Here is a 20,632-nt window from a genome sequence, read left to right as displayed (position 1 = left end):
GGCCAGTGCGGTCAGGGCGCGACCGTGGCACGCGCCGGCAGCGGGCGCATCGGCTTGTCGATGTCGAGCGTATGGACGCGGAAGCTGCCATCGCCGATGCGGCCCGCGGCCCGATCCGCGAAGAAGCAGCGCAAGGTATGGATGACGGTGGGGAAGGCCAGTTCGTCCCACGGCATGTCGTCCTCGCCTACCAGCTTGACCTCCAGGCTCTCCTCGCCAGGGGCGTATTCGAGATCCTGCAGCGTTGCCAGATAGAACAGATGCACCTGATGCACATGCGGCACGTTGAGCATCGAGTAAAGCTCGCCGATCTGCACGCGTGCGCCGGCTTCCTCCAGCGTTTCGCGCGCGGCGCCCTGGGCGGTGGTCTCCCCGATCTCCATGAAGCCCGCGGGCAGCGTCCAGAAGCCATAGCGCGGCTCGATGGCGCGCTTGCAGATCAGCACCTTGTCCTCCCACACGGGGATCGTCCCCACGACGTTGCGGGGGTTGACGTAGTGAATGGTGCCGCACTGGTCGCAAAGATGGCGCGGGCGGTTGTCGCCCTCGGGGATGCGCAACACCACTGCATGGCCGCAGTTCGAGCAGAATTTCATGGGAAGGATCCGGGAGGAATGGCGCAAGTTTATCACCGGCATCCGTGGCGTCCGTGGGGAAGCGGGGGCAGGCCGAGACCGGGATCGAACCGCTGCGGGCAGTCCGGGCGCAAGGGGAGGGACGGGCACGGTCCGACAGACCGTCGCAGGCAGAAGCGCAATGGGCGCCAGAAAGCAAAAAACGCCCCGGAAGGGCGTTTTCACTATGTCGACGGTGCTGGTTGCGGGGGCAGGATTTGAACCTGCGACCTTCGGGTTATGAGCCCGACGAGCTGCCAGACTGCTCCACCCCGCGTCCGTCGAAGATCGAATTATAGGCGTAATTTAATTGCAATGCAACAAGGAACTGCTAGCAGGCATCCGGGCGCCCGATCAGCCGCCATTTCCGGGGCGGGGCCGGGCGTCTCGACCCTGCCAGTGTCCCGCCTCGAACTCGAAACTCTGGCGCTGCAACAGATCGTCCCGTTGCCAGATCACGCGGTCGGGCCGCACCGTGAGCATCCACGTCGTGGTGACCAGCGGCGAGGGGCGGGAAAACGCCTTGGGGGTCAGCACTGCCGAGCACATGGCGGCTTCGGGATCGCGCACCGAGGCGTAGCGGATCATGCCGATGCCGGCTTCCCGGGCGACGCGGGCGAACGACTGGCACGCCTCGTAGTGCTGCGGGTCGCGCCAGCGCGCGGCATCGCGGTCGAACGGCGGCTCCGTCAGCGCCACGCTGTCGGTGCGGATCGCGACCTGGAACAAGGTCTGGGCGCGTGCGTCGATGCGCGGAAGGGCCGGGCTGTCCTGCAGAAATCGCCAGCGCCAGTAGCCCAGTTCCGCGCACGCGGTGCGCACCTCGTCTGCCCCATAGAAGACGCCCGGGTCCTGCGCCGAACGAAAGCGCGAGCCCCACGGCGATGGCGGATAGCGGAACGGGGTAAACAGCAGATAGTGCAGGTGGCTCGCGTAGTCCGGGACGGCCGGCTTGCCGGAGTCCAGCACGGCTTCCAGCACTGCCTGCTCCTCCAGGCTGTCGACCAGAGGCATGGTCGAGACCACATGCTGGGCCTCCACCGCCCGCCAGAGCGTCAGCGCGAGCGACTTGCGCTCAGACGCGACCTCGGGTGGCGTCCAGGTAGTGAACGACACGGACCAGGCCTTCGGTTGTGCGAATCAGTTCGAGGGGCTTGCCGCCGAGCGCAAGGTTGTCGTTGGCCAGCCAGAGCCGCGCCTGGTCGCCGTGCCCGAGGATGGCATCCAGCGAGCGAAACAGGCGCACGAACAGCACGCCGAATTCCCATTCCTTGCGGTGCGCGTCGAGTACATACTGGCCCGACGCCATCCTCGACACCGAGGCGGTGCTGATTCCCAGCACGGTTGCAACGACAGCCTGGCTGATGCCCAAGAAGCCGGCCGCGCGCATGACGGCCTTGGTCAGCGTGGTACCGGCGTCAGGTGCGCCCGCCGGCAGCTGTTGTCGAAGAGACTTGCTCTGCATCACCTTGCTCCAGTTTCCTCTGAAACATTATAGGCCGCTTGTTTCGCAAGGGAAGTAAGAAATCATCACTGGACGGGGTGGGGCGTACAGTCCGGTCTTTTCCCCGCGTGCGTCCGGCGCTGTTGGTTGGAGCGCGGCGGGGGTGCGGGGTTCGGCGCGGCTTGCCTCTGTCCCGGGCGCCGCTTCCGCGGGCGGGGAAGGGAGCACACCACCGCATGACGAAGTGCTGCCGGGTTGCTGCCCTCGCCCGCTTCCGGGATGCACAGCGGGAGAGGGATCGGGGGGAGAAGGCAACGGGCGCCCAATAGAGCGAGCGAGGGTCAGCCTCTCACTGCGTAACCCGTGGCCCCGGCGAGCCGCTCCCGCAATTCCTGCAACGAGCTGTCGATCGATTGCCCACTGGTATCGATCACCGCATCGGCGCGCGCGTACAGCGGCGAACGCGCCTGCAGGATGCGGCGCAGGTCCGACATTGCCTCGCTGTTGCCCTGCATCGGGCGCATGTCGCCCTGGGCCACCACCCGTGCCATGTGTTCCTCGGGCGTGGTCCTGACCCACACCGTGTAGCAGTGGGCCAGCAGAAGGTTGAAAGTGGCCGGCTCGGACACCAGGCTACCCGGTGTGGCAAGAACCAGCCGGTCGTGTTCCCGCAGCACCCGTTCGAGCGCCCGCAGTTCATAGCGGCGGTAGGCGGCCTGTCCGTACAGCGAGTGAATCTCCGACAGGGTGGCCCCCGCCTCGCGCTCGATCGCGGTGTTCAGTTCGACGAAGGGCACGCCCTGCTCCTCGGCCAGGGCCCGCCCAAGCGTCGACTTGCCCGCCCCGCGCAGACCGATCAGCGCGATGCGGCCGTGCCGGCTGTCGAGCGGCGCGGCAGGCGCCAGTGCCTGCTGGCAGGCTTCGCGGACCTTGGCGAGATCCGCCGGCGGCAATTGCGCCAGCCATTGCAGCAACTGGGCGAAGTCGGCGGAGCGGCCGGTGCTGCCCGCCACGCGCTGGTCGGCTTCGGCCAGTACCACCGGCAGCGGGACGTCGAGGGCGGCCGCCACCTGGCGCAGCAACAGCACCGAGGCGTTGCCCGTCCCCGTTTCGAGATTGGCCAGATACCGTTCGGACACCCCCGCGCCGCGCGCCAGATCCTTGCGCGACATGCCGCGGGCGGCGCGCAACAGGCGGATCCGTTCGCCGAGCTGCGTCAGGAACGGGTCGCGCTCTCCGGGGCGGCCTTCCGCTTCGGCAGGGAGCGCGGCAGATTCGATAAGACGGCGCATGGTGGCGAGGGGAAATGGATCCGTGAGAGGGGGGCATCCGCGCGGGAATACGCGGTGCAGGCCGCATTATAAGCGCTGGCGCTGCCATATAGTGCATTCCCGGGGTTGCAGTTTCCTGTCGCTGAAATAAAGTGCATCTGCGGCGCGTTCTCACCGTGCATTGGAATCCACAAGCGCTGCTCCCCGAGGGGGAGGGTAAGCCGCGATTGGCGCGCCGGGATCGGCTACTTACACTCGCCAGGCCAACCAGCAGGGCGCAAGCCGGGCACAAGACCCTGGGTGCGCCCCAAGCAGCAGACGTCGGTCAACTCGCCGCCAGCGAAGCGGTAACCCCTATAGCGAGGACCCATCCTCGCCAGGACACAGACAAGGAGACATCGATGCATCGCTTCACGACTCGCTGCCGCGGGGCCGCCATGGCGGCAGACGCCCGGCGCCATCGTGCGTTGTCGTTCGCCATCGCCGCCACGGCCACTGCTGCCGCTGCCGCCACGTTGGCGATCTCGCTGGCCCTGAGCACGCCCGCGCACGCGCAGAGCGGCGGCAAGCCGGCGGCGCCGGCGGCGTCGGCGGCGTCGGCGCCGATCAAGGTCGGCTTCATGCTGCCGTATAGCGGGACCTATGCGGCGCTGGGCAATGCGATCGAGAATGGCTTCCGGCTCTATGTGCAGGAGCAGGGTGGCAAGCTGGGCGGCAAGGACGTCGAGTTTCACAAGGTCGATGACGAGTCCGATCCGGCCAAGGCGCCGGAGAACGCGAACAAGCTGATCAAGCGCGACCAGGTCGATGTGGTGGTCGGCACCGTGCATTCCGGCGTGCAGATGGCGATCGTCAAGGTGGCCAAGGAAAACAATACGCTGCTGATCATCCCCAACGCCGGGGCCGACGAGGCGACCGGTCCGCTGTGCGGGCCCAACGTCTTCCGTTCGTCGTTCTCCAACTGGCAGCCCGGCTATGCGATGGGCGAGGTGGTGGCCAACCGCGGCATGAAGCGGGTGGTGACGCTGACCTGGAAGTACGCTGCCGGCGAGCAATCCGTGCGCGGCTTCAAGGAGGCGTTCGAGAAGCGCGGCGGCAAGGTAATGCGCGAGCTCACGCTGCCGTTTCCCAACGTCGAATTCCAGGCGCTGATCACCGAGATCGCCTCGCTGAAGCCGGATGCGGTGTTCGTGTTCTTCGCTGGCGGCGGCGCGGTGAAGTTCGTCAAGGACTGGGCCGCGGCCGGGCTGAAGGACAAGATTCCGCTCTATGCATCGGGCTTCCTGACCGACGGCACGCTGCAGGCGCAGGGCGCGGCCGCGCAGGGGCTGGAGACCACGCTGCACTACGCCGACGGGCTGACCAATCCGCGCGACCAGAGCTTCCGCGCGGCCTATGCCAAGGCCTACAAGCTGCAGCCCGATGTCTACGCCGTGCAGGGCTACGACGCGGCGCAGATGCTGGCCGCCGGGGTCAAGGCCGTCAATGGCGACATGTCGCGCAAGAACGATGTCTACAAGGCGATCGGTGCGGCCCGGATCGACAGCCCACGCGGTGCCTTCACGCTGTCGCGGGCGCACAACCCGGTGCAGGATTTCTATCTGCGCAAGGTGGAGGGCACCGAGAACCGCTCGGTCGGTATCGCCGCCAAGGCGCTGGCCGATCCGGCCCGAGGTTGCCGTCTCTGACGCGCGCGCCGCAACGGCAGGCCGCGCACCCGCGCCGCCTGCCGGCCAGCACCTTCACCCAGCCCTCCTTGCATGGACTTCGTTTCCTTCCTGATCCAGTGCCTGAACAGCGTGCAGTACGGCTTGCTGCTGTTCCTGGTCGCCAGCGGCCTGACGCTGATCTTCGGCATCATGGGCGTGATCAATCTCGCCCACGGCAGCTTCTACATGCTGGGCGCCTACCTGGCGTTCACGCTGGCGGGCCTGACCGGCAACCTGCTGCTGGCGCTGCCACTCGGCGTGCTGCTGGCGGTGGTGTTCGGCTATCTGCTGGAATGGCTGTTCTTCAGCTATCTGTACACCCGCGACCATCTGCAGCAGGTGCTGATGACCTATGGGCTGATCCTGGTCTTCGAGGAACTGCGCAGCCTCCTGGTCGGTGACGACGTGCATGGCGTCACGGTCCCCGCGCTGCTGGATGGCGCGGTGCCGATCGGCAACGGCATGACGTATCCGGTGTACCGGCTCTTCATCTCCGCGGTCTGCCTGCTGGTCGCCCTGGGCATGTACGTGATGATCCGGCGGACCCGCCTGGGCATGATGATCCGCGCGGGCGCGACCAACCGGGAGATGGTGCAGTCGCTCGGCATCCACGTCGTGCATCTGTACCGCATCGTGTTCGCGCTCGGCGTGGCGCTGGCGGTGCTCGCGGGCATGATCGCCGCGCCGGTGTCGTCGGTGTATCCGAACATGGGCGGCCAGGTGCTGATCGTCTCCTTCGTCGTGGTGGTGATCGGCGGCATCGGCTCGGTCAAGGGCGCCATGGTCGCGGCGCTGTTGCTGGGCTTTGTCGATACCTTCGGCAAGGTGTTCTGGCAGGAAGCGGCGGGCGTGCTGATCTACCTGCTGATGGCGATCGTCCTGCTGTGGAAGCCGCAGGGCCTGTTCCGGGCGGGATAGCCGCCGCCTTGCCGCACCGGCCCTGTTTTCGCCGCTATCCGCGCGCTAGCACTGGACCCAACCTCACTCGTAACCATCGATGGAATCCACGCTCCCCCTGACCGTCGCCACGCGGCCGAGGATATCGCCCGCCGCAATCGGCTGGGCGCTCGCCCTCGGCGCGCTTGCGCTGTTTCCACTGGTGCCGGCCGGCGAGGGACAGGCGTTCTATATCGAGCTGCTGAGCAAGGTGATGATCATGGCGATCTTTGCCTTGTCGCTGCAATTGCTGATCGGCTATACCGGACTGATCAGTCTCGGTCATGCGGCTTACTTCGCCATGGCCGCCTACACCACCGCGATGCTCGCGCCGCAGAGCGAGCCGGGCAACGGCTGGTGGCTGCTGGTGGCGGCGATGGGGGCGGCCGCGTTGCTGGCGCTGCTGGTGGGCATGCTGGTGCTGCGCACGCGCGGCATCTACTTCATCATGGTGACGCTGGCCTTCGCGCAGATGGTGTACTTCGTCTTCCACGATACCGGCATTGCCGGCGGCAGCGACGGCACCTACATCTATTTCCGTCCCGAGTTCGCGCTGTTCAACGGCAGTCCGCTGGGTATCGACGATCCGGTGCGGTTCTACTGGTTCGTGCTGGCCGCGATGGCCCTGACCGTGGCGCTGCTGGCGATGGTACTGCGCTCGCGCTTCGGCCATGCGCTGGTGGGCATTCGCTGCAACGAACAGCGGATGCGAGCGGCCGGCTATGCGACCGGACGGTACCAGCTGGGGGCGTTCGTGCTGGGCGGGGCGCTCGCCGGTCTTGCCGGCTATCTGTATGCGATCCAGTTCGGCTTCGTCAATCCGGAAATCGCGTCGTGGCATCAGTCGGGCAATGCGATGCTGATGGTGATCCTGGGCGGTATCGGCAGTCTGGCCGGGGCGGTGATCGGGGCATTCGCCTTCGTCTTGCTCGCCGAGTGGTTCAGTACGCTGACCGAGCACTGGCAGCTGGCGATGGGACTATTCATCATTGCCGCCGTGGCGCTGCTGCCGCAGGGGCTGGTTGGCCTTGGCGCGCTGCTGCGTCCGGGCCGTGCCGCATGGCGCAAGACGCGTGAGAACGGGCGCGTTCGCCCCGGAGAGCCGACATGACGATGGACGAGCAACGACGCGGCGCGGCGCCGTCGCGCCAGGCCGCTGGCGACGGTGCACCGCAGGGCGGCCGGGGCGCCGGTGCGCCCGCGGGCGATCCGGTGCTGCTGGCCAGCGGCCTGAGCCGGCGCTTCGGCGGGCTGGCGGCGGTGGCGGATGTCGATCTTGCCCTGGCGCTGCATGAGATCCATGCAGTGATCGGCACCAATGGCGCCGGCAAGTCGACCCTGATCAATCTGCTGTCCGGCGAACTGGCGCCAAGCGGCGGCCAGATCCGCCTGCATGGCGAGGACGTGACAGGCTGGCCGCAGCCGCGGCTGGCACGAGCCGGAGTGGGCCGCAGCTACCAGCGCAACAACGTCTTCGGTCCGCTGACGGTGCGCGAGAACTGCCGGCTGGCCGCGCAGTCGCGGGCGCAGCGCGCCTGGCGGCTGTGGGAGAGCGCGACCGGCTGCCGTACCGCGCGCGCACTCGGGGACGAGGCGATGGAGCGGGCCGGCCTCGCCGACAGCGCGCACCTGCCTGCGATGGCGCTATCGCACGGGCAGAAGCGCCAGCTGGAAGTTGCCATGTGCCTGGCGACCCAGCCCGTGGTGCTGCTGCTGGACGAACCGCTGGCCGGAATGGGGCAGGACGAGTCGGCGCGGATGCTGGCGCTGCTGCGCGAGCTGAAGGAAGGCCATGCCATCCTGCTGGTGGAGCACGACATGGACGCCGTTTTCGCCGTGGCCGACCGCATTACCGTGATGGTCAACGGGGCGGTCATCGCCTCCGATACGCCGTCGTCAATCCGCGCCAACCGCGAAGTACAGATGGCCTATCTCGGCGAGGAGGACGATGCCGGCGTGCCCCTGCAGCAGCCGGAGCGCGTGCAGGCGGCGCCAGGGGCGGGCAGGGCGGAGCGCGCGGCATGAGCACACCGGCATTGATCGAGGCCACCGCCCTGCACGCCTGGTACGGCACCAGCCATGTGCTGCGCGATGTGGACTTCCACGTCGGCGTCGGCGAAACGGTGGGTTTGCTCGGCCGCAACGGCATGGGCAAGAGCACGCTGCTGCGGACCCTGCTCGGTCACGTCACGCAACGGCAAGGCACCATCCGGGTCGCTGGGCGAGACGTGTCACGGGCGCGGCCGTTCGAGGTGGCGCGGCTCGGCATTGCCTACGTGCCCGAGGGACGCGGCATCTTCCCCAACCTGTCGGTACGCGAGAACCTGGTCATGGCCGCGCGCCAGGGCCGCCAGGGGCGGGCGGACTGGGACGAGGCGCGCGTACTGGATCTGTTCCCCCGCCTGAAGGAGCGGCTCTCCCACGGGGGGCAGCAGCTTTCCGGCGGCGAGCAGCAGATGCTGTCGATTGGACGGGCCTTGATGACCAACCCGGACTGCCTGATCCTGGATGAGGCGACCGAGGGCCTGGCGCCCAGGATCGTCCACGAGATCTGGCAAGTCATCCGGACCATCCGCGGCACGGGCATCGCATCGGTGGTGGTGGATCGCAACTACCGCCAGGTGGTCGCGCATGCCGACCGGCTGGTGGTGCTGGAGAAGGGGTGCGTCGCGGCCGCTGGCCCTGCCGCCGGCTTCGCCAGCGATCTGGCAACCTTGCAGCGCCTGCTGGGGGTCTGAGCGGGCGACGGCGCGGAATCGCCGGCGGGTCGTTTGCCACCCAGGCCCCGCGAGGATACGGCCGTCCTTGCACCGGTCTGGTGCGGCCCTGCCGTCGCCTGCGGGCACGCGCTTGACCGGGAGTCGTATCCCTCGCATCCTTTCCCGTTGCGGCGCATCCATCCCGGGGTTCCGACCCGTGCAAATGGGTGGCCGGGCAACGCGGGCTGACGTATCTTCCCGAGTTCCTCTAGAATGCGCCCGATTGTGCGTTGCAATATCCTTGCGCCAGGACGCGGCCGGGGAGTGCAGAGCGAACCTCCTGATCCATTTCATGACCCAACCCACCACGAGTCACTACTTCGTCGAGACGCCGGGCACACGGGCACTGGTGCTGTCGGCGATTGGTGTCGTCTTTGGCGACATCGGCACCAGTCCACTGTACGCACTCAAGGAGTGCTTCAGCGCCGAGCACGGCATTCCCTTCAGCCCGGAAGCGGTGACCGGCGTGATCTCGCTGCTGTTCTGGGCGATGATCCTGGTCGTGTCGATCAAGTACGTCGTCTTCGTGATGCGAGCCGACAACGACGGCGAAGGCGGCGTGCTGGCCCTGATGGCACTGGCGCTGCGTACGGCCTCGCCGCGTTCCCGACGGGCGAAGGTGCTGATGATGCTGGGCATCTTCGGCGCCTGCATGTTCTACGGCGATGCGGTGATCACGCCGGCCATTTCGGTACTGTCCGCGGTCGAGGGGATCGAGATCGCGACCCCCGCGCTGTCGCACTATGTGATACCGATGTCCCTGGCCATCCTGCTGGTGCTGTTCCTGCTGCAGCGGCGCGGCACCTCGAGCATGGGCAAGCTGTTCGGCCCGATCATGCTGCTGTGGTTCATCTCACTGGGGGCACTGGGCATCTATCACCTGGTGCAATCGCCGGCGATCCTCGCGGCGGTCAATCCGCTGTATGGCGTGCGCTTTCTGGTCGAGCATTCGCTGCAGGCCTTCATCGTGCTGGGCGCGGTCTTCCTGGTGCTGACGGGCGCCGAGGCGCTGTACATCGACATGGGGCACTTCGGCCCCAGGCCGATCCGCGTGTCCTGGTTCGCCATCGTGATGCCCTGCCTGATGCTGAACTACTTCGGCCAGGGCGCCTCCCTGCTTGGCAACCCGGACGCGGCGCGTAACCCGTTCTATCTGATGGTGCCCGAGCCGCTGCTGATTCCGATGGTGGTGCTGGCCACCTGCGCGGCGGTGATCGCCTCGCAGGCGGTGATCTCGGGTGCGTTCTCGTTGACGAGCCAGGCGATCCAGCTGGGCTTCCTGCCGCGCATGCGCATCCGCTACACCTCGGAAGCCGAGATCGGGCAGATCTACCTGCCGGTGATCAACTGGGCGCTGCTCGCCATGGTCATCATGGTGGTGCTTGCCTTCCGCAAGTCGGAGAACCTGGCAGCCGCTTACGGCATCGCCGTGACCACCACCATGGTGATCACGACGCTGCTCGCCATCGTGGTGATGCGCTTCCTGTGGCGCTGGCCGCCGCTGCTGGTGGGCATCGCCGGCGCCGCGTTCCTGGTGATCGACCTGTCCTTCTTCTCGGCCAACCTGCTGAAGGTGGCGGAAGGGGGCTGGTTCCCGCTGCTGCTGGGCAGCGTCGCGTTCTTCCTGCTGATGACATGGTATGGCGGGCGCAAGCTGCTGCGCGCGCGCAGCCTGGAGGAGGGCATTCCGCTCGAACCGTTCATGGCCGGCCTGCTCGCCCATCCACCGCACCGTGTGGAAGGCACGGCGGTGTTCCTGACCGGCAATACCGAATTCGTGCCGGTGTCGCTGCTCCACAACCTGAAGCACAACCGGGTGCTGCACGAACGGGTCGTCTTCCTCAATTTCGTCACCCGCGACATTCCGTATGTCGACGACGATCGTCGTCTCAGCTGCAAGAGCCTCGGCGATGGCGTCTTCATCCTGAAGTCGGAGTACGGCTTCAAGGAGACGCCGGACGTCCACAAGGTGCTGGACCTGTCGCGCCGCAAGCTCGACATGGTGTTCGAGCTGATGGAGACCTCGTTCTTCATCGCGCGCGAATCGGTGATCCCGTCGCGGATTCCCGGTATGCCGATCTGGCGCGAAGCGCTGTTTGCGTGGATGCATCAGAACGGTGCCAAGCCGTCCGACTTCTTCCAGATCCCGGCAAACCGGGTGGTGGAGCTGGGCACCAAGGTCGAGATCTGAGCGCAAGGGCGCCCTGCGCGGGGCGCCCTTGCCGACCCCTGCAGGGGAATTTCGGAATGCTCTGATGTCGCGAGCCGGTGGCCCTGCGTAGGCTGGTGGAACTCTTTCCATCGCTGTCCTTCGCGGGAGCCGCCATGACCGATCTTTGCCCTTCACGGACGTCGTTGCCAACGGCATCCCATCAGCCGGATCCCGTCGGCGCGGTCCCGCGCAAGGCGGCGCGCACCCGAGCGCCATGTCGCTGGCTGGCCTGTGCGGTGCTGTCGTTCACCGCAAGCGCTGCCGCACAGCCAGCCATCCAGGTCGATCACCGTGCGCCGGGGCCGCATCCCTTCGTTGCCGCGCCCCCGGGAGGCACGGCCATCGTGCATATCGTGCCGCCCTCGCGGGACGGCGGTACCAGCATCAACCGGTTCACGACCTACGATATCGGCCCCGCGGGCGTCGTACTCGTCAACAGCGGCATGGGAACCGGCACGGTGCTGGCCGGACGTGTGGCCGGCAACCCGATGCTCGGCAACCGCCATGCCGGGATCATCGTGCAGCAGGTCATTGGCGGCGCGGCCTCCCGCTTGCAAGGCATGCACGAAGTGGCCGGATATCCCGCCGCCGTGGTCGTCGCCAATCCTGCCGGGATCGTCTGCTCCGGTTGCGGCGCGCTGCACTCGGGCCGCTTCGTGCTGGCGACCGGCACGCCACTGTTCGACGGGGACGGCAACCCCAATGGCTTCGACGTACGGCGCGGCACGATCGAGATCGGCGCAGCGGGACTGGAGGCGACCGAGGCGCGCGTCGATCTGCTCGCCCGCGCCATCGACGTCCAGGGACGGATACAGGGCGGCCGGATACATGCGGTGGCCGGCGCCAATACCATCGCCTATCCCGGGCCGCTCGCGCCTGCCGGCGATCCGTCCGCGACCCCCCAGCTTGGTGAAGGCGATGCGCCGGCCACCGGTATCGCGCTCGGCCCTGCCGCCGTGGTGCAGGCGCAGGGTCTGCGGCTGGCTGCGACGGAGCGCGGCAGCGGCATCCGGCTGGCCGGGCGCGCCTTCGCGGCGGCAGGCGATCTCGATGTCGACAGCCAGGGCAAGGTGGAAATTGGCGCTGCGGCCGAGCTGCGTTCGGCGGGGGCCATCCACCTCGACGCGGCGGACGTGACCAATGACGGAAGGCTACAGGCGCGGGACGCTATCGAGCTGGCTGCGCACTGCCGGGAAGGCGCCGTGCGCAATAGCGGCAACGTGACAGCGGGCGGCACGCTGTTGATCGACGGCGCGCAGATCGCGAACCGGGGAACGCTGGCCGCCGGCATGCCGGCGGACGCCGAGGCAGGTCCGCCGTTGCCGCCCCGACGGGCAGTTCTCCGGGCCGCGCAGCAACTGCAGTCCAGCGGCACCATCGACGCCAGTGGCGATGTCGAACTGAGCGGCACGACGCTGGACCTGGCGGGGGGATCGATCCGGGCGGGCGGCGTGGCGACGCTGCGCGCGGCCACGCAGGTGAACAACGCGCAGGGACGGATCGAAGGTGGCACGGTCGCCATCGCCGCCGGCCACGCTCTCGATAACGACCGGGGTTCGATCGTCTCGCGCGCTGGCGATGCAACGATCCGGGGGCAGCGGCTCTTGAATGGCGGCGGCAGGATCGAATCGACGGCGGCGCTGACCCTGCAGTCGGCCAGCGAGATCGACAACCGCGGCGGCTCGCTGCTGGCCGGCGCGGGCCTCGACTCCTGGGCGCCGAGGCTGCGCAACCGCGGCGGCCGCGTAGCCGTGCCGCGCGGATCGGTCGCGCTGCACGGCACGGTCGACAACGACGAGGGCACGGTCGAAGCTGGCGGGCCGCTGTGGATGCACGGCGGCGCCATTGACAACCGGGGCGGACGGATCCGGGGCGAGGACGTGCTGCTCGAACCCGCCGGCATCTCCCTCGACAACCGCGGCGGCAAGCTGCATGCGAGGTCCCTTGCCGTCTTCGGCGGGCTGGTGGACAACCGCGCGGGCCAGATCGAAGCGGTCGAATCCGTCCACGCGGAAACCCGCGGGGAGCCGCTGCTGAACAACGACGGGGGCCGGCTTGCCGCCGGCGGCGACGTGCGGCTGCATGCCACGGTGATCGGCAACGGCAAGGGCATCCTGCTGTCGGGGCGAGACCTGGAGCTCAAGGCGGGCAGGGTTGCCAACGACGACGGCGCCATGACCGCGGCGGGGAACGCCTTCATCGACGTGGGAACGCTGTCCAATCGGCACGGCGGGATGGACGTCGGCGGCGACGCCACCGCGGGGGCCACGGTTGCCATCGACAATGCCGGGGGGCGCTTGCACGCGGGCAAGGTGCTGCAGCTGCGCACGGCGGCGCTGAACAACGACGATGGGCAACTGCTGGCGGGCGAGGGCGTGCAATTGCGTATCGGCCCCGGGCGTGCTGGCCGTGCAGCGGAGGATGCTGGCGGAAGCCGGCCATGAGGCAGTCCCGCCAGTCATCGCGGGCGGTTGCCGGGAGGCGGTGTCATCGCGCCATGGCAGTCCTTGTCGTACTGATCTGCGCGGGTATGCCGATACCGGCTGCTGCCGACCGGACGCCGGACGGCGCCCCAGTCGCAGCGCAGGGCGCCGGCAAACGGTGGCATGCCACCATCGCGGCGAGCAACGGCGACGCGGGATGGCGCGAGGGTGGCCAGCTCGTCTTCCAGACCGCCTTCGATGCGCCGCTGCACCTGCGGGACACGCTGACGCTGTCCGCTGTCGCGGGCGGCCAGGTGGATCGGGGCATGGGTCTGGCCAGAGCCGCCGCGGCCCACTACCGACTATCGCTGGGCGACTGGCGTCTCGCCTTTGGCGCGCGGCGCTCGCAACTGCGGCGTGCCCTGGCGATCGGGCAGGCGCGCCTGGACTGGCGCTGGCACGGCACCGACATGCAGGCCGAGATCGGCCACGAGGTGATGCGAGGCGACCAGAGCCTGACGATGCGCGCGGGACTGTTTCGCCGGCAGGCGGCAGGGTCGATCGACGGGGTAGATCTGGACGTGCAACGTCTGCGCACGGCTGGATGGACGGTGGGCTTGCAGCACCGCCATGCCGGCCGGCAACTGGCAGCAACGCTGGACGCCAGCTGGATGGCTGACCTGCCGGGAGGACATGGCAGCCGGCATGACCCCTGGGCGATGCCGCAGGCGTGCCGTGCCGCACCGGTGGTGCGGCTGCGGGCGGCGCTGGGCGCGCTGGCGAGCGGGATGCCCGCGCTGCAACGGCCGTTTCGTGTCGACACCGCCTTGCTGTTGCAGAGAACGATGACGCATGGCGCCGCCCAGCCATCCAGCCACTTTTCGATTGGCGACCGGCAGACGGTACGGGGCTTCGGTGGGCGCCATGTGCTGGCAGCGGAGAACGGCTGGGCCGTCAGCAATGAACTGACCATCCCCGCCTGGCAAGGGGCGGTCCAGTGGGTCGCGGGTGCCGACGTCGGTCATGTCTGGGGACCGGCGGCGGCGGCCTTGCCGGGCCGCACTCTCGCAGGCGCAGGCGTGGGCGTCAGGGGCCGATGGCCTCGGGCAGGCGCCGCCGCCCTGCATCTGGAGTTGTCGCTCGGCTGGCCGTTGCGTATGCCTCGCGCGTTCGCCGGGCATCGCGGCAGTCTGTGGCTGCAGCTGGCGTCGACCTTCTGAACGGTGCCAGCCGAGGCGGACAGCCGGGTATCGCACCCGACCCTGGTCCCGCCGTACTCGTGCACGGCGGGGCAGGGCAGCGCTCAGCGCTTGAGCTTGGCGAACGCCGCCGCCATGGCGCCGGCCGGCTCCGCGTCGCGGCGGCCCGCAGGCGCGCCACGGCCGCGCTGGCCGCCGCGGTCGGAACGTTCGCCGCGCTCCCCGCCCTGCGGCCGGCCGCCTTGCTGTCCGGGCTCGTCGTCCAGCCGCATCGACAGACCGATCCGATTGCGCTTCACATCCACTTCCATGACCTTGACCTTGACGATCTGGCCCGCCTTGACCACCTCGTGCGCATCCTTGATGAACTTGTTCGACAGGGCCGAGATATGCACCAGTCCATCCTGATGCACGCCGATGTCGACGAAGGCGCCGAACGCGGCGACGTTGGTCACCACTCCTTCCAGGATCATGCCGGGCTGCAGGTCCTTGATATCCTCGACGCCGTCCTGGAAGGTGGCGGTCTTGAACTCCGGACGCGGATCGCGGCCGGGCTTTTCCAGCTCGGCCAGAATGTCGCGCACGGTGGGCAGGCCGAAGGTCTCGTCGGTGAACTGGTTGGGGCTCAGCCCGCGCAGCGCGTCTCGGTTGCCCATCACCTCGCGCAGGTCCTTGCGGATATGGTCGAGAATGCGCTGCACCACCGGATACGCTTCCGGGTGCACCGAGGAGCGGTCCAGCGGATTGTCGCCGTCATTGATGCGCAGGAAGCCGGCGGCCTGCTCGAAGGTCTTGTCGCCCAGCCGAGGCACCTTCTTCAGCGCATTGCGGTTGCCGAAGGCGCCATTGGCATCGCGGTATTCGACGATATTGCGCGCGAGCACGCTGTTCAGCCCCGACACGCGCGCCAGCAGCGGCACCGAAGCGGTGTTGACGTCGACGCCCACCGCATTCACGCAGTCCTCGACCACGGCGTCGAGGGTGCGCGCCAGCTCGCGCTGGTTGACGTCGTGCTGATACTGGCCCACGCCGATCGACTTGGGATCGATCTTGACCAGTTCGGCCAGCGGATCCTGCAGGCGGCGCGCGATGGAGACGGCGCCGCGCAGCGAGACGTCCAGTTCCGGAAATTCCTTGGCAGCCAGTTCCGACGCCGAGTACACCGACGCGCCAGCCTCGCTGACCACGATCTTGGTCAGCTTCAGCTCTGGCGCCTGCCGCATCAGGTCCTGCACCAGCCGGTCGGTCTCGCGGCTGGCGGTGCCGTTGCCGATCGACACCAGCGCCACGCCATGCTGCCTGGCCAGCCGCGCCAGCGTTGCCAGGGAGCCGTTCCAGTCGCGGCGCGGTTCATGCGGGTAGATGGTGGCGGTTTCCAGCAGCTTGCCGGTGGCATCGACCACCGCCACCTTGCAGCCCGTGCGAATGCCGGGATCGATGCCCATCACGGCCTTCGGGCCAGCGGGGGCGGCCAGCAGCAGTTCATGCAGGTTGCGGCCGAAGATCTTGATCGCTTCGCCTTCCGCGGTCTCGCGCAGACGGGTCAGCAGTTCGGTTTCCAGGTGCGGCTGCACCTTGACGCGCCAGCACCAGCGGCAGACATCGCCCAGCCATTTGTCGGCCGGACGATTCTGGTTGCGGATGCCGACATGCTCGGCAATCATCACCTCGCAGGGATGCGGCACCAGCGCGTCCTGCTCTTCGCCCAGTCCCAGCTTGACCAGCAGCACGCCGGCATTGCGCCCCCGGAACAGGGCGAGCGCACGGTGCGACGGGATGGTGCGGATCGTCTCGCTGTAGTTGTAGTAGTCGCGGAACTTCTCTTCCTCCGCGCCTTCCTTGCCTTCCATCACGCTGGAGCTGAGCACGCCCTGGTTCCACAGGTGGTCGCGCAGCTTGCCCAGCAGCTCGGCGGTCTCGCCGAACTGTTCCGAGAGGATGTCGCGCGCGCCGTCCAGCGCGGCCTTGACGTCCGGCACGCCGCCGTCGGCCGTGGGCTTGCCATTGACGTACCTGGCCGCTTCGGCCTGCGGGTCCAGCGACGGATCGGTCAGCAGCGCCTGCGCCAGGGGCTCGAGTCCGCACTCGCGTGCGATTTGTGCACGGGTGCGGCGCTTCGGCTTGTACGGCAGATACAGGTCCTCGAGCGTCTGCTTCGTGACCGCCTGTTCGATTGCCGTGCGCAGTTCGTCGGTCAGCTTGCCTTGTTCCTCGATCGACGCCAGGATCGCCGCGCGGCGCTCCTCCATCTCGCGCAGGTACAGCAGGCGTTCTTCCAGCGTGCGCAGCTGGGTGTCGTCGAGGTTGCCCGTCGCCTCCTTGCGGTAGCGGGCAATGAAGGGAACGGTTGCGCCTTCGTCGAGCAGCTCGACGGCCGCCGCGACCTGGCGGGGTTGCACGGACAGTTCGGCCGCGATCAGCGAAACGATCTTTTGCAGGACGGGTGCGGGCAGGTTGGACATCGGAAAAACAGTCGGTCGAAAGCCGGGCATTTTGCCACAAGGGCGCCAGGCTTCCGCCGCGCGAGGTCAGGGGGAAACCCGCACCCGCGCTGGGGGCCGAAAGGGGCCGCGGTGATAGAATCGCGCCATGAACGCCAAGCCAGACGTCACGTCACGAAACCCTGCTGCGACGACCCCGCTGCCCTCGGCACGCGTGCCCGCCATGCGCACCCTGCGCGCTGCGCTGGGCGCGGCCTGCCTGGCTGTCGCGGCCGGCGCTGCCCTTGCGCAAGGCGCCGCTCCGGCTGCGGAGCAGGCGGATGCGCAGCCGCCGCGCGACTTCGCCGCCGAACGCAAGGCGGTGGACGATTCCCGCGCCTGGACCAACTACCGTCATGCACAGGCCGCGCACGCCTGCTACGACAAGTTCTTCGTCAGCAGTTGCCTCGATGATGCGAAGGAGACGCAGCGCGCGGAACTGGAAGTGCTGCGCCGGCGCGACCTCGAGATCGGCGAAGCCGAGCGGGCGTGGCGCGCGCAGCGGCGCGACCGCGACCAGGCGATCCGCGAGGCCGAGTACGAAGCCAGCCGCCCGCAGCGCGAGGCGGACGAGGCGGCCAGCCGGACGGCCTTCGAGCGCCGGCAACAGGAGCAGCAGCTGCGCGACGCCGAGCGTCAGGCGCAGGCGCCGCAGCGTGCGGCCAATGCCGCCGAGTACCAGCAGAAGCAGGCCGAGTTCGATGCGCGGATGCGTGAGGCGCGCGAACGCGCGGCCGAGGACGCCCGCCAGCGCGCCGAGAACGTGCGTGCCTTCGAAGCCAAGCAGCGCCAGGCCGAAGAGCGCCAGCGCGAGGTGGAAGAGCGCCGCGCGCGCGCCAGCGAGCGCCAGGCGAGCGAACCGAAGGCCCGCCCGTTCGGCTTCTGAGCGTCGCCGGCCGGCGCTGCCGCGCAGGCCGGCTCGTGCCGCCACTCGTCGCCTTGCCCTTTACCCGATTAGCGGATGGACCAGAACCTGAATACCGTGCAGCGTCGCATCATCGAGCTGCAGATCGAGCACCGCGACCTCGATTACCTGATCGAGCGGCTGGCCGACGAGCCGAGTTGCGATGAACTGCAGCTGCGGCGGCTGAAGAAACGCAAGCTCAAGCTGAAGGACGCGATCACCTTGCTGCAGCTTCAGCTCGAACCCGACGTGCCTGCCTAGACGTCGGTCCATGCCCGCATGACCGCCGCCATGGCGTTGCGGGCGATCCCACCCTCATTTGCTGTTGTCCCCCTTGCCTGACCACCATCCCGACTCATCGCCCGACGTGGACCCGTCCAGCCCGGCGCCCGACTCCTCCAGCGGCGACCGGCTTGCGCCGGCCGGGCAGCCCGATGCCGCCGCTGCACGCGCTGGCGAACTGCAGCGGATCTTCTCGCCCACGGGCACGCTCGCGCAGGGGATTCCCGGGTATCGCCCGCGCCAGTCGCAGGCGCGGATGGCCGAGGCGGTGGCCGGAGCGATCGACGAGAACGACACGGTCATCGTCGAGGCGGGAACCGGCACCGGCAAGACCTTTGCGTACCTGGTGCCCGCGATGCTGTGGGGCGGCAAGGTCATTCTGTCGACCGGCACCAAGACGCTGCAGGACCAGCTGTTCCTGCGCGACATTCCGACGGTACGCCGGGCGCTGAAGGTGCCGGTGTCGGTCGCGCTGCTCAAGGGCAGGGCCAACTACCTCTGCCACTACCATCTGGAACGCGCACAGGCCGCCGGCCGGCTGGCGTCGCGCCAGGATGCGGCATGGCTGCGCGAGATCGCCAACTTTGCCCGGACCACGTCCTCGGGAGACAAGGCCGAACTCGCCAGCGTCCCCGAGAATGCGCCGGTGTGGCAGATGGTGACCTCGACGCGCGACAACTGCCTGGGCAGCGAATGCCCGCACTACAAGGACTGCTTCGTCATGCGCGCCCGCAAGGAAGCGCAGCAGGCGGACCTGGTGGTGGTCAACCACCACCTCTTCTTCGCCGACGTGGTGCTGCGCGACACCGGCATGGCCGAGCTGTTGCCCGCCGCCAATACCATCATCTTCGACGAAGCCCACCAGTTGCCTGAAACGGCGACGCTGTTCTTCGGCGAAACGCTGTCTACCAGCCAGCTGCTGGAACTGGCCCGCGATACCGTCGCGGAAGGGCTGTCGCACGCGCGCGATGCGGCCGACTGGGTCGGCATCGTCGCGCCGCTCGAGCGCGCCGCACGCGACCTGCGGTTGGCCTTCGGCAAGGACAACGTGCGTATGGCGATCGGGCAGATCGAGGCCGACGCGCGCATCGGCGAACCGTTCTTCGATACGCTCGACACGCTTGAAGACGCGCTGACCGATGTGGTGGCGCTGCTGCGCGGCCAGGCCGAACGCGCCGATACGCTGGAGCAATGCCATCGCCGCGCGCAGGAGCTGGCGGACCGGCTGCGCGCCTGGCGCGATGACGACGCGCCGGTGGCCTTACCGCCGGAAGACCCGCCGGCCAGGGGTGGCAGCGAGTTGCCTGGGCTTGCGGCCGGCGAGCAAGGTGGCGCGCAAGCCGGCGAAGCGGGGGAGGGAGCACCGGACGCTGGCAGTGTGCCGGCGGTCAGGGGGGCGGGCGCCGACAGCGGGGCCGAGGCGGAAGCGCCGGTCTCCACTGCCGCCGCACCGGCGTTCCGCACCGAAACCGTCCGCTGGGTCGAAGTCTTTTCGCACACGGTGCAGCTGCACCGCACGCCGCTGTCGATCGCACCGATCTTCGCGCGGCAACGGGGCGGCCACCCCCGCGCGTGGATCTTCACCTCGGCCACGCTGTCTGTGCGCGGCAACTTCGCGCACTATGCCGCGCAACTGGGCCTGGACAAGGACCGCTCGCTGACCCTGCCCAGCCCGTTCGACTACGCCTCGCAGGGCCTGCTCTACGTGCCGCGCGAGCTGCCGGCGCCGCAGTCGCCGCAGTTTACCGATGCCGTGGTGCAGGCCGCGCTGCCGCTGATCGAGGCAGCGGGCGGGCGGACCTTCCTGCTCTGCACCACGCTGCGCGCCGTGCAACGCGCCTCCGACCTGCTTTACGAAGCCTTCGCCGCCCGCGGCCTCGAACTGCCACTGCTGGTGCAGGGGCAGGCCAGCCGCACCGAACTGCTGGACCGCTTCCGGGCCCTGGGCAATGCGGTGCTGGTCGGCAGCCAGAGCTTCTGGGAAGGGGTGGACGTGCGAGGCGAGGCGCTGTCGCTGGTGATCATCGACAAGCTGCCGTTCGCGCCGCCCGACGATCCGGTGCTGGCGGCGCGGATGGAGGCGCTGCAGAAGAAGGGGCTGAGTCCGTTCGCCGTCCACCAGCTGCCGCACGCCGTGATCACGCTGAAGCAGGGCGCCGGCCGCCTGATCCGCTCCGAGAGCGACAAGGGCGTGCTGGTGATCTGCGATACCCGTCTGGTGGAAAAGCCCTATGGGCGCCAGATCTGGCAGAGCCTGCCGCCGTTCCGGCGCACCCGCGACCAGGCGGCGGTAGTGAAATTCCTGGAAGGGCTGCGTGGCGAGCAGCAACCGCAGAACAAGGCCACCCCCGACCCCGAAGCCGCCGCGGATTGATGTTGGCAGGCGAGGGCAGGGGGCG

General features: G+C 68.5%; 16 protein-coding genes and 1 tRNA gene. 11 read left to right on the top strand and 6 right to left on the bottom strand.

Features of this window, described 5'->3' with window-relative positions; all coding sequences use genetic code 11:
• Nucleotides 1-11: 11 nt before the first annotated feature.
• From K6V06_RS11510 to K6V06_RS11490, 5 genes are all read right to left on the bottom strand, one after another.
• The gene (locus K6V06_RS11510; protein WP_222243480.1) at nt 12-596 is read right to left on the bottom strand and encodes an NUDIX hydrolase; all 585 of its coding nucleotides are present in this window, start codon (nt 594-596) and stop codon (nt 12-14) included.
• 218 nt (nt 597-814) lie between these two features.
• A tRNA-Met gene (locus K6V06_RS11505) sits at nt 815-891 on the bottom strand.
• 77 nt (nt 892-968) lie between these two features.
• The gene (locus K6V06_RS11500) at nt 969-1,730 is read right to left on the bottom strand and encodes an RES family NAD+ phosphorylase (protein WP_222243478.1); all 762 of its coding nucleotides are present in this window, start codon (nt 1,728-1,730) and stop codon (nt 969-971) included.
• Nucleotides 1,690-2,079, bottom strand: coding sequence for an MbcA/ParS/Xre antitoxin family protein (locus tag K6V06_RS11495; RefSeq protein ID WP_222243476.1), 390 nt, complete (start codon nt 2,077-2,079; stop codon nt 1,690-1,692). The genes K6V06_RS11500 and K6V06_RS11495 overlap by 41 nt, the downstream gene beginning before the upstream one ends.
• A 320-nt stretch (nt 2,080-2,399) precedes the next feature.
• Nucleotides 2,400-3,350, bottom strand: coding sequence for a helix-turn-helix transcriptional regulator (locus tag K6V06_RS11490; RefSeq protein ID WP_222243474.1), 951 nt, complete (start codon nt 3,348-3,350; stop codon nt 2,400-2,402).
• Nucleotides 3,351-3,766: 416 nt separating this feature from the next.
• On the opposite strand from K6V06_RS11490, the gene K6V06_RS11485 reads away from it, so the two are divergent.
• The 8 genes from K6V06_RS11485 (at nt 3,767) to K6V06_RS11450 (ending at nt 14,588) form a co-directional block, all read left to right on the top strand.
• Nucleotides 3,767-5,017, top strand: a complete 1,251-nt coding sequence (locus K6V06_RS11485; protein ID WP_222243549.1) for an ABC transporter substrate-binding protein — start codon at nt 3,767-3,769, stop codon at nt 5,015-5,017.
• Between the two features lie 72 nt (nt 5,018-5,089).
• Nucleotides 5,090-5,956 carry a branched-chain amino acid ABC transporter permease gene (locus tag K6V06_RS11480; protein WP_222243463.1) on the top strand — a complete coding sequence of 289 codons (867 nt, stop codon included), beginning with the start codon at nt 5,090-5,092 and terminating at the stop codon, nt 5,954-5,956.
• Between the two features lie 79 nt (nt 5,957-6,035).
• The gene (locus K6V06_RS11475; protein ID WP_222243461.1) at nt 6,036-7,085 is read left to right on the top strand and encodes a branched-chain amino acid ABC transporter permease; all 1,050 of its coding nucleotides are present in this window, start codon (nt 6,036-6,038) and stop codon (nt 7,083-7,085) included.
• On the top strand, nt 7,082-7,999 hold the full coding sequence (locus K6V06_RS11470) for an ABC transporter ATP-binding protein (RefSeq protein ID WP_255581764.1): 918 nt from the start codon (nt 7,082-7,084) through the stop codon (nt 7,997-7,999). Before K6V06_RS11475 ends, K6V06_RS11470 begins: the two co-directional genes overlap by 4 nt.
• The gene (locus tag K6V06_RS11465) at nt 7,996-8,712 is read left to right on the top strand and encodes an ABC transporter ATP-binding protein (RefSeq protein WP_222243459.1); all 717 of its coding nucleotides are present in this window, start codon (nt 7,996-7,998) and stop codon (nt 8,710-8,712) included. Before K6V06_RS11470 ends, K6V06_RS11465 begins: the two co-directional genes overlap by 4 nt.
• 313 nt (nt 8,713-9,025) lie before the next feature.
• Nucleotides 9,026-10,924 carry a potassium transporter Kup gene (locus K6V06_RS11460; protein WP_222243457.1) on the top strand — a complete coding sequence of 633 codons (1,899 nt, stop codon included), beginning with the start codon at nt 9,026-9,028 and terminating at the stop codon, nt 10,922-10,924.
• A 134-nt stretch (nt 10,925-11,058) separates the two neighbouring features.
• Nucleotides 11,059-13,389: a filamentous hemagglutinin N-terminal domain-containing protein gene (locus tag K6V06_RS11455; protein WP_222243455.1), complete on the top strand. Its 2,331-nt coding sequence runs from the start codon at nt 11,059-11,061 to the stop codon at nt 13,387-13,389.
• 53 nt (nt 13,390-13,442) lie between these two features.
• A complete protein-coding gene (locus K6V06_RS11450) occupies nt 13,443-14,588 on the top strand; it encodes a ShlB/FhaC/HecB family hemolysin secretion/activation protein (protein WP_222243453.1) in 1,146 nt (381 codons plus the stop codon).
• A gap of 83 nt (nt 14,589-14,671) precedes the next feature.
• Here K6V06_RS11450 and K6V06_RS11445 read toward each other — a convergent pair whose 3' ends face one another.
• A complete protein-coding gene (locus K6V06_RS11445; RefSeq protein ID WP_222243451.1) occupies nt 14,672-17,029 on the bottom strand; it encodes a Tex family protein in 2,358 nt (785 codons plus the stop codon).
• Between the two features lie 127 nt (nt 17,030-17,156).
• Here K6V06_RS11445 and K6V06_RS11440 point away from each other — a divergent pair, with 127 nt between their 5' ends.
• From K6V06_RS11440 to K6V06_RS20705, 3 genes are all read left to right on the top strand, one after another.
• The gene (locus K6V06_RS11440) at nt 17,157-17,933 is read left to right on the top strand and encodes a hypothetical protein (RefSeq protein ID WP_222243449.1); all 777 of its coding nucleotides are present in this window, start codon (nt 17,157-17,159) and stop codon (nt 17,931-17,933) included.
• Nucleotides 17,934-18,008: 75 nt separating this feature from the next.
• Nucleotides 18,009-18,212, top strand: coding sequence for a DUF465 domain-containing protein (locus K6V06_RS11435; protein WP_222243447.1), 204 nt, complete (start codon nt 18,009-18,011; stop codon nt 18,210-18,212).
• A 106-nt stretch (nt 18,213-18,318) separates the two neighbouring features.
• Nucleotides 18,319-20,607 carry an ATP-dependent DNA helicase gene (locus tag K6V06_RS20705; protein WP_370637449.1) on the top strand — a complete coding sequence of 763 codons (2,289 nt, stop codon included), beginning with the start codon at nt 18,319-18,321 and terminating at the stop codon, nt 20,605-20,607.
• Nucleotides 20,608-20,632: the final 25 nt, after the last annotated feature.

The organism is Cupriavidus sp. AU9028 (genome assembly GCF_019795295.1).
Lineage (GTDB): Bacteria > Pseudomonadota > Gammaproteobacteria > Burkholderiales > Burkholderiaceae > Cupriavidus.
The sequence above is the reverse complement of the archived record's forward strand: the minus strand, read 5'-3'. Positions and strand labels throughout refer to the sequence as shown.

What these genes read in the sequence shown, in the direction of transcription:
- K6V06_RS11510 (WP_222243480.1), bottom strand. Translation starts at nt 596, where the DNA reads ATGAAATTCTGCTCGAACTGCGGCCATGCAGTGGTGTTGCGCATCCCC.
- K6V06_RS11495 (WP_222243476.1), bottom strand. Translation starts at nt 2,079, where the DNA reads ATGCAGAGCAAGTCTCTTCGACAACAGCTGCCGGCGGGCGCACCTGAC.
- K6V06_RS11490 (WP_222243474.1), bottom strand. Translation starts at nt 3,350, where the DNA reads ATGCGCCGTCTTATCGAATCTGCCGCGCTCCCTGCCGAAGCGGAAGGC.
- K6V06_RS11485 (WP_222243549.1), top strand. Translation starts at nt 3,767, where the DNA reads ATGGCGGCAGACGCCCGGCGCCATCGTGCGTTGTCGTTCGCCATCGCC.
- K6V06_RS11480 (WP_222243463.1), top strand. Translation starts at nt 5,090, where the DNA reads ATGGACTTCGTTTCCTTCCTGATCCAGTGCCTGAACAGCGTGCAGTAC.
- K6V06_RS11475 (WP_222243461.1), top strand. Translation starts at nt 6,036, where the DNA reads ATGGAATCCACGCTCCCCCTGACCGTCGCCACGCGGCCGAGGATATCG.
- K6V06_RS11470 (WP_255581764.1), top strand. Translation starts at nt 7,082, where the DNA reads ATGACGATGGACGAGCAACGACGCGGCGCGGCGCCGTCGCGCCAGGCC.
- K6V06_RS11465 (WP_222243459.1), top strand. Translation starts at nt 7,996, where the DNA reads ATGAGCACACCGGCATTGATCGAGGCCACCGCCCTGCACGCCTGGTAC.
- K6V06_RS11460 (WP_222243457.1), top strand. Translation starts at nt 9,026, where the DNA reads ATGACCCAACCCACCACGAGTCACTACTTCGTCGAGACGCCGGGCACA.
- K6V06_RS11455 (WP_222243455.1), top strand. Translation starts at nt 11,059, where the DNA reads ATGACCGATCTTTGCCCTTCACGGACGTCGTTGCCAACGGCATCCCAT.
- K6V06_RS11450 (WP_222243453.1), top strand. Translation starts at nt 13,443, where the DNA reads ATGGCAGTCCTTGTCGTACTGATCTGCGCGGGTATGCCGATACCGGCT.
- K6V06_RS11445 (WP_222243451.1), bottom strand. Translation starts at nt 17,029, where the DNA reads ATGTCCAACCTGCCCGCACCCGTCCTGCAAAAGATCGTTTCGCTGATC.
- K6V06_RS11440 (WP_222243449.1), top strand. Translation starts at nt 17,157, where the DNA reads ATGAACGCCAAGCCAGACGTCACGTCACGAAACCCTGCTGCGACGACC.
- K6V06_RS11435 (WP_222243447.1), top strand. Translation starts at nt 18,009, where the DNA reads ATGGACCAGAACCTGAATACCGTGCAGCGTCGCATCATCGAGCTGCAG.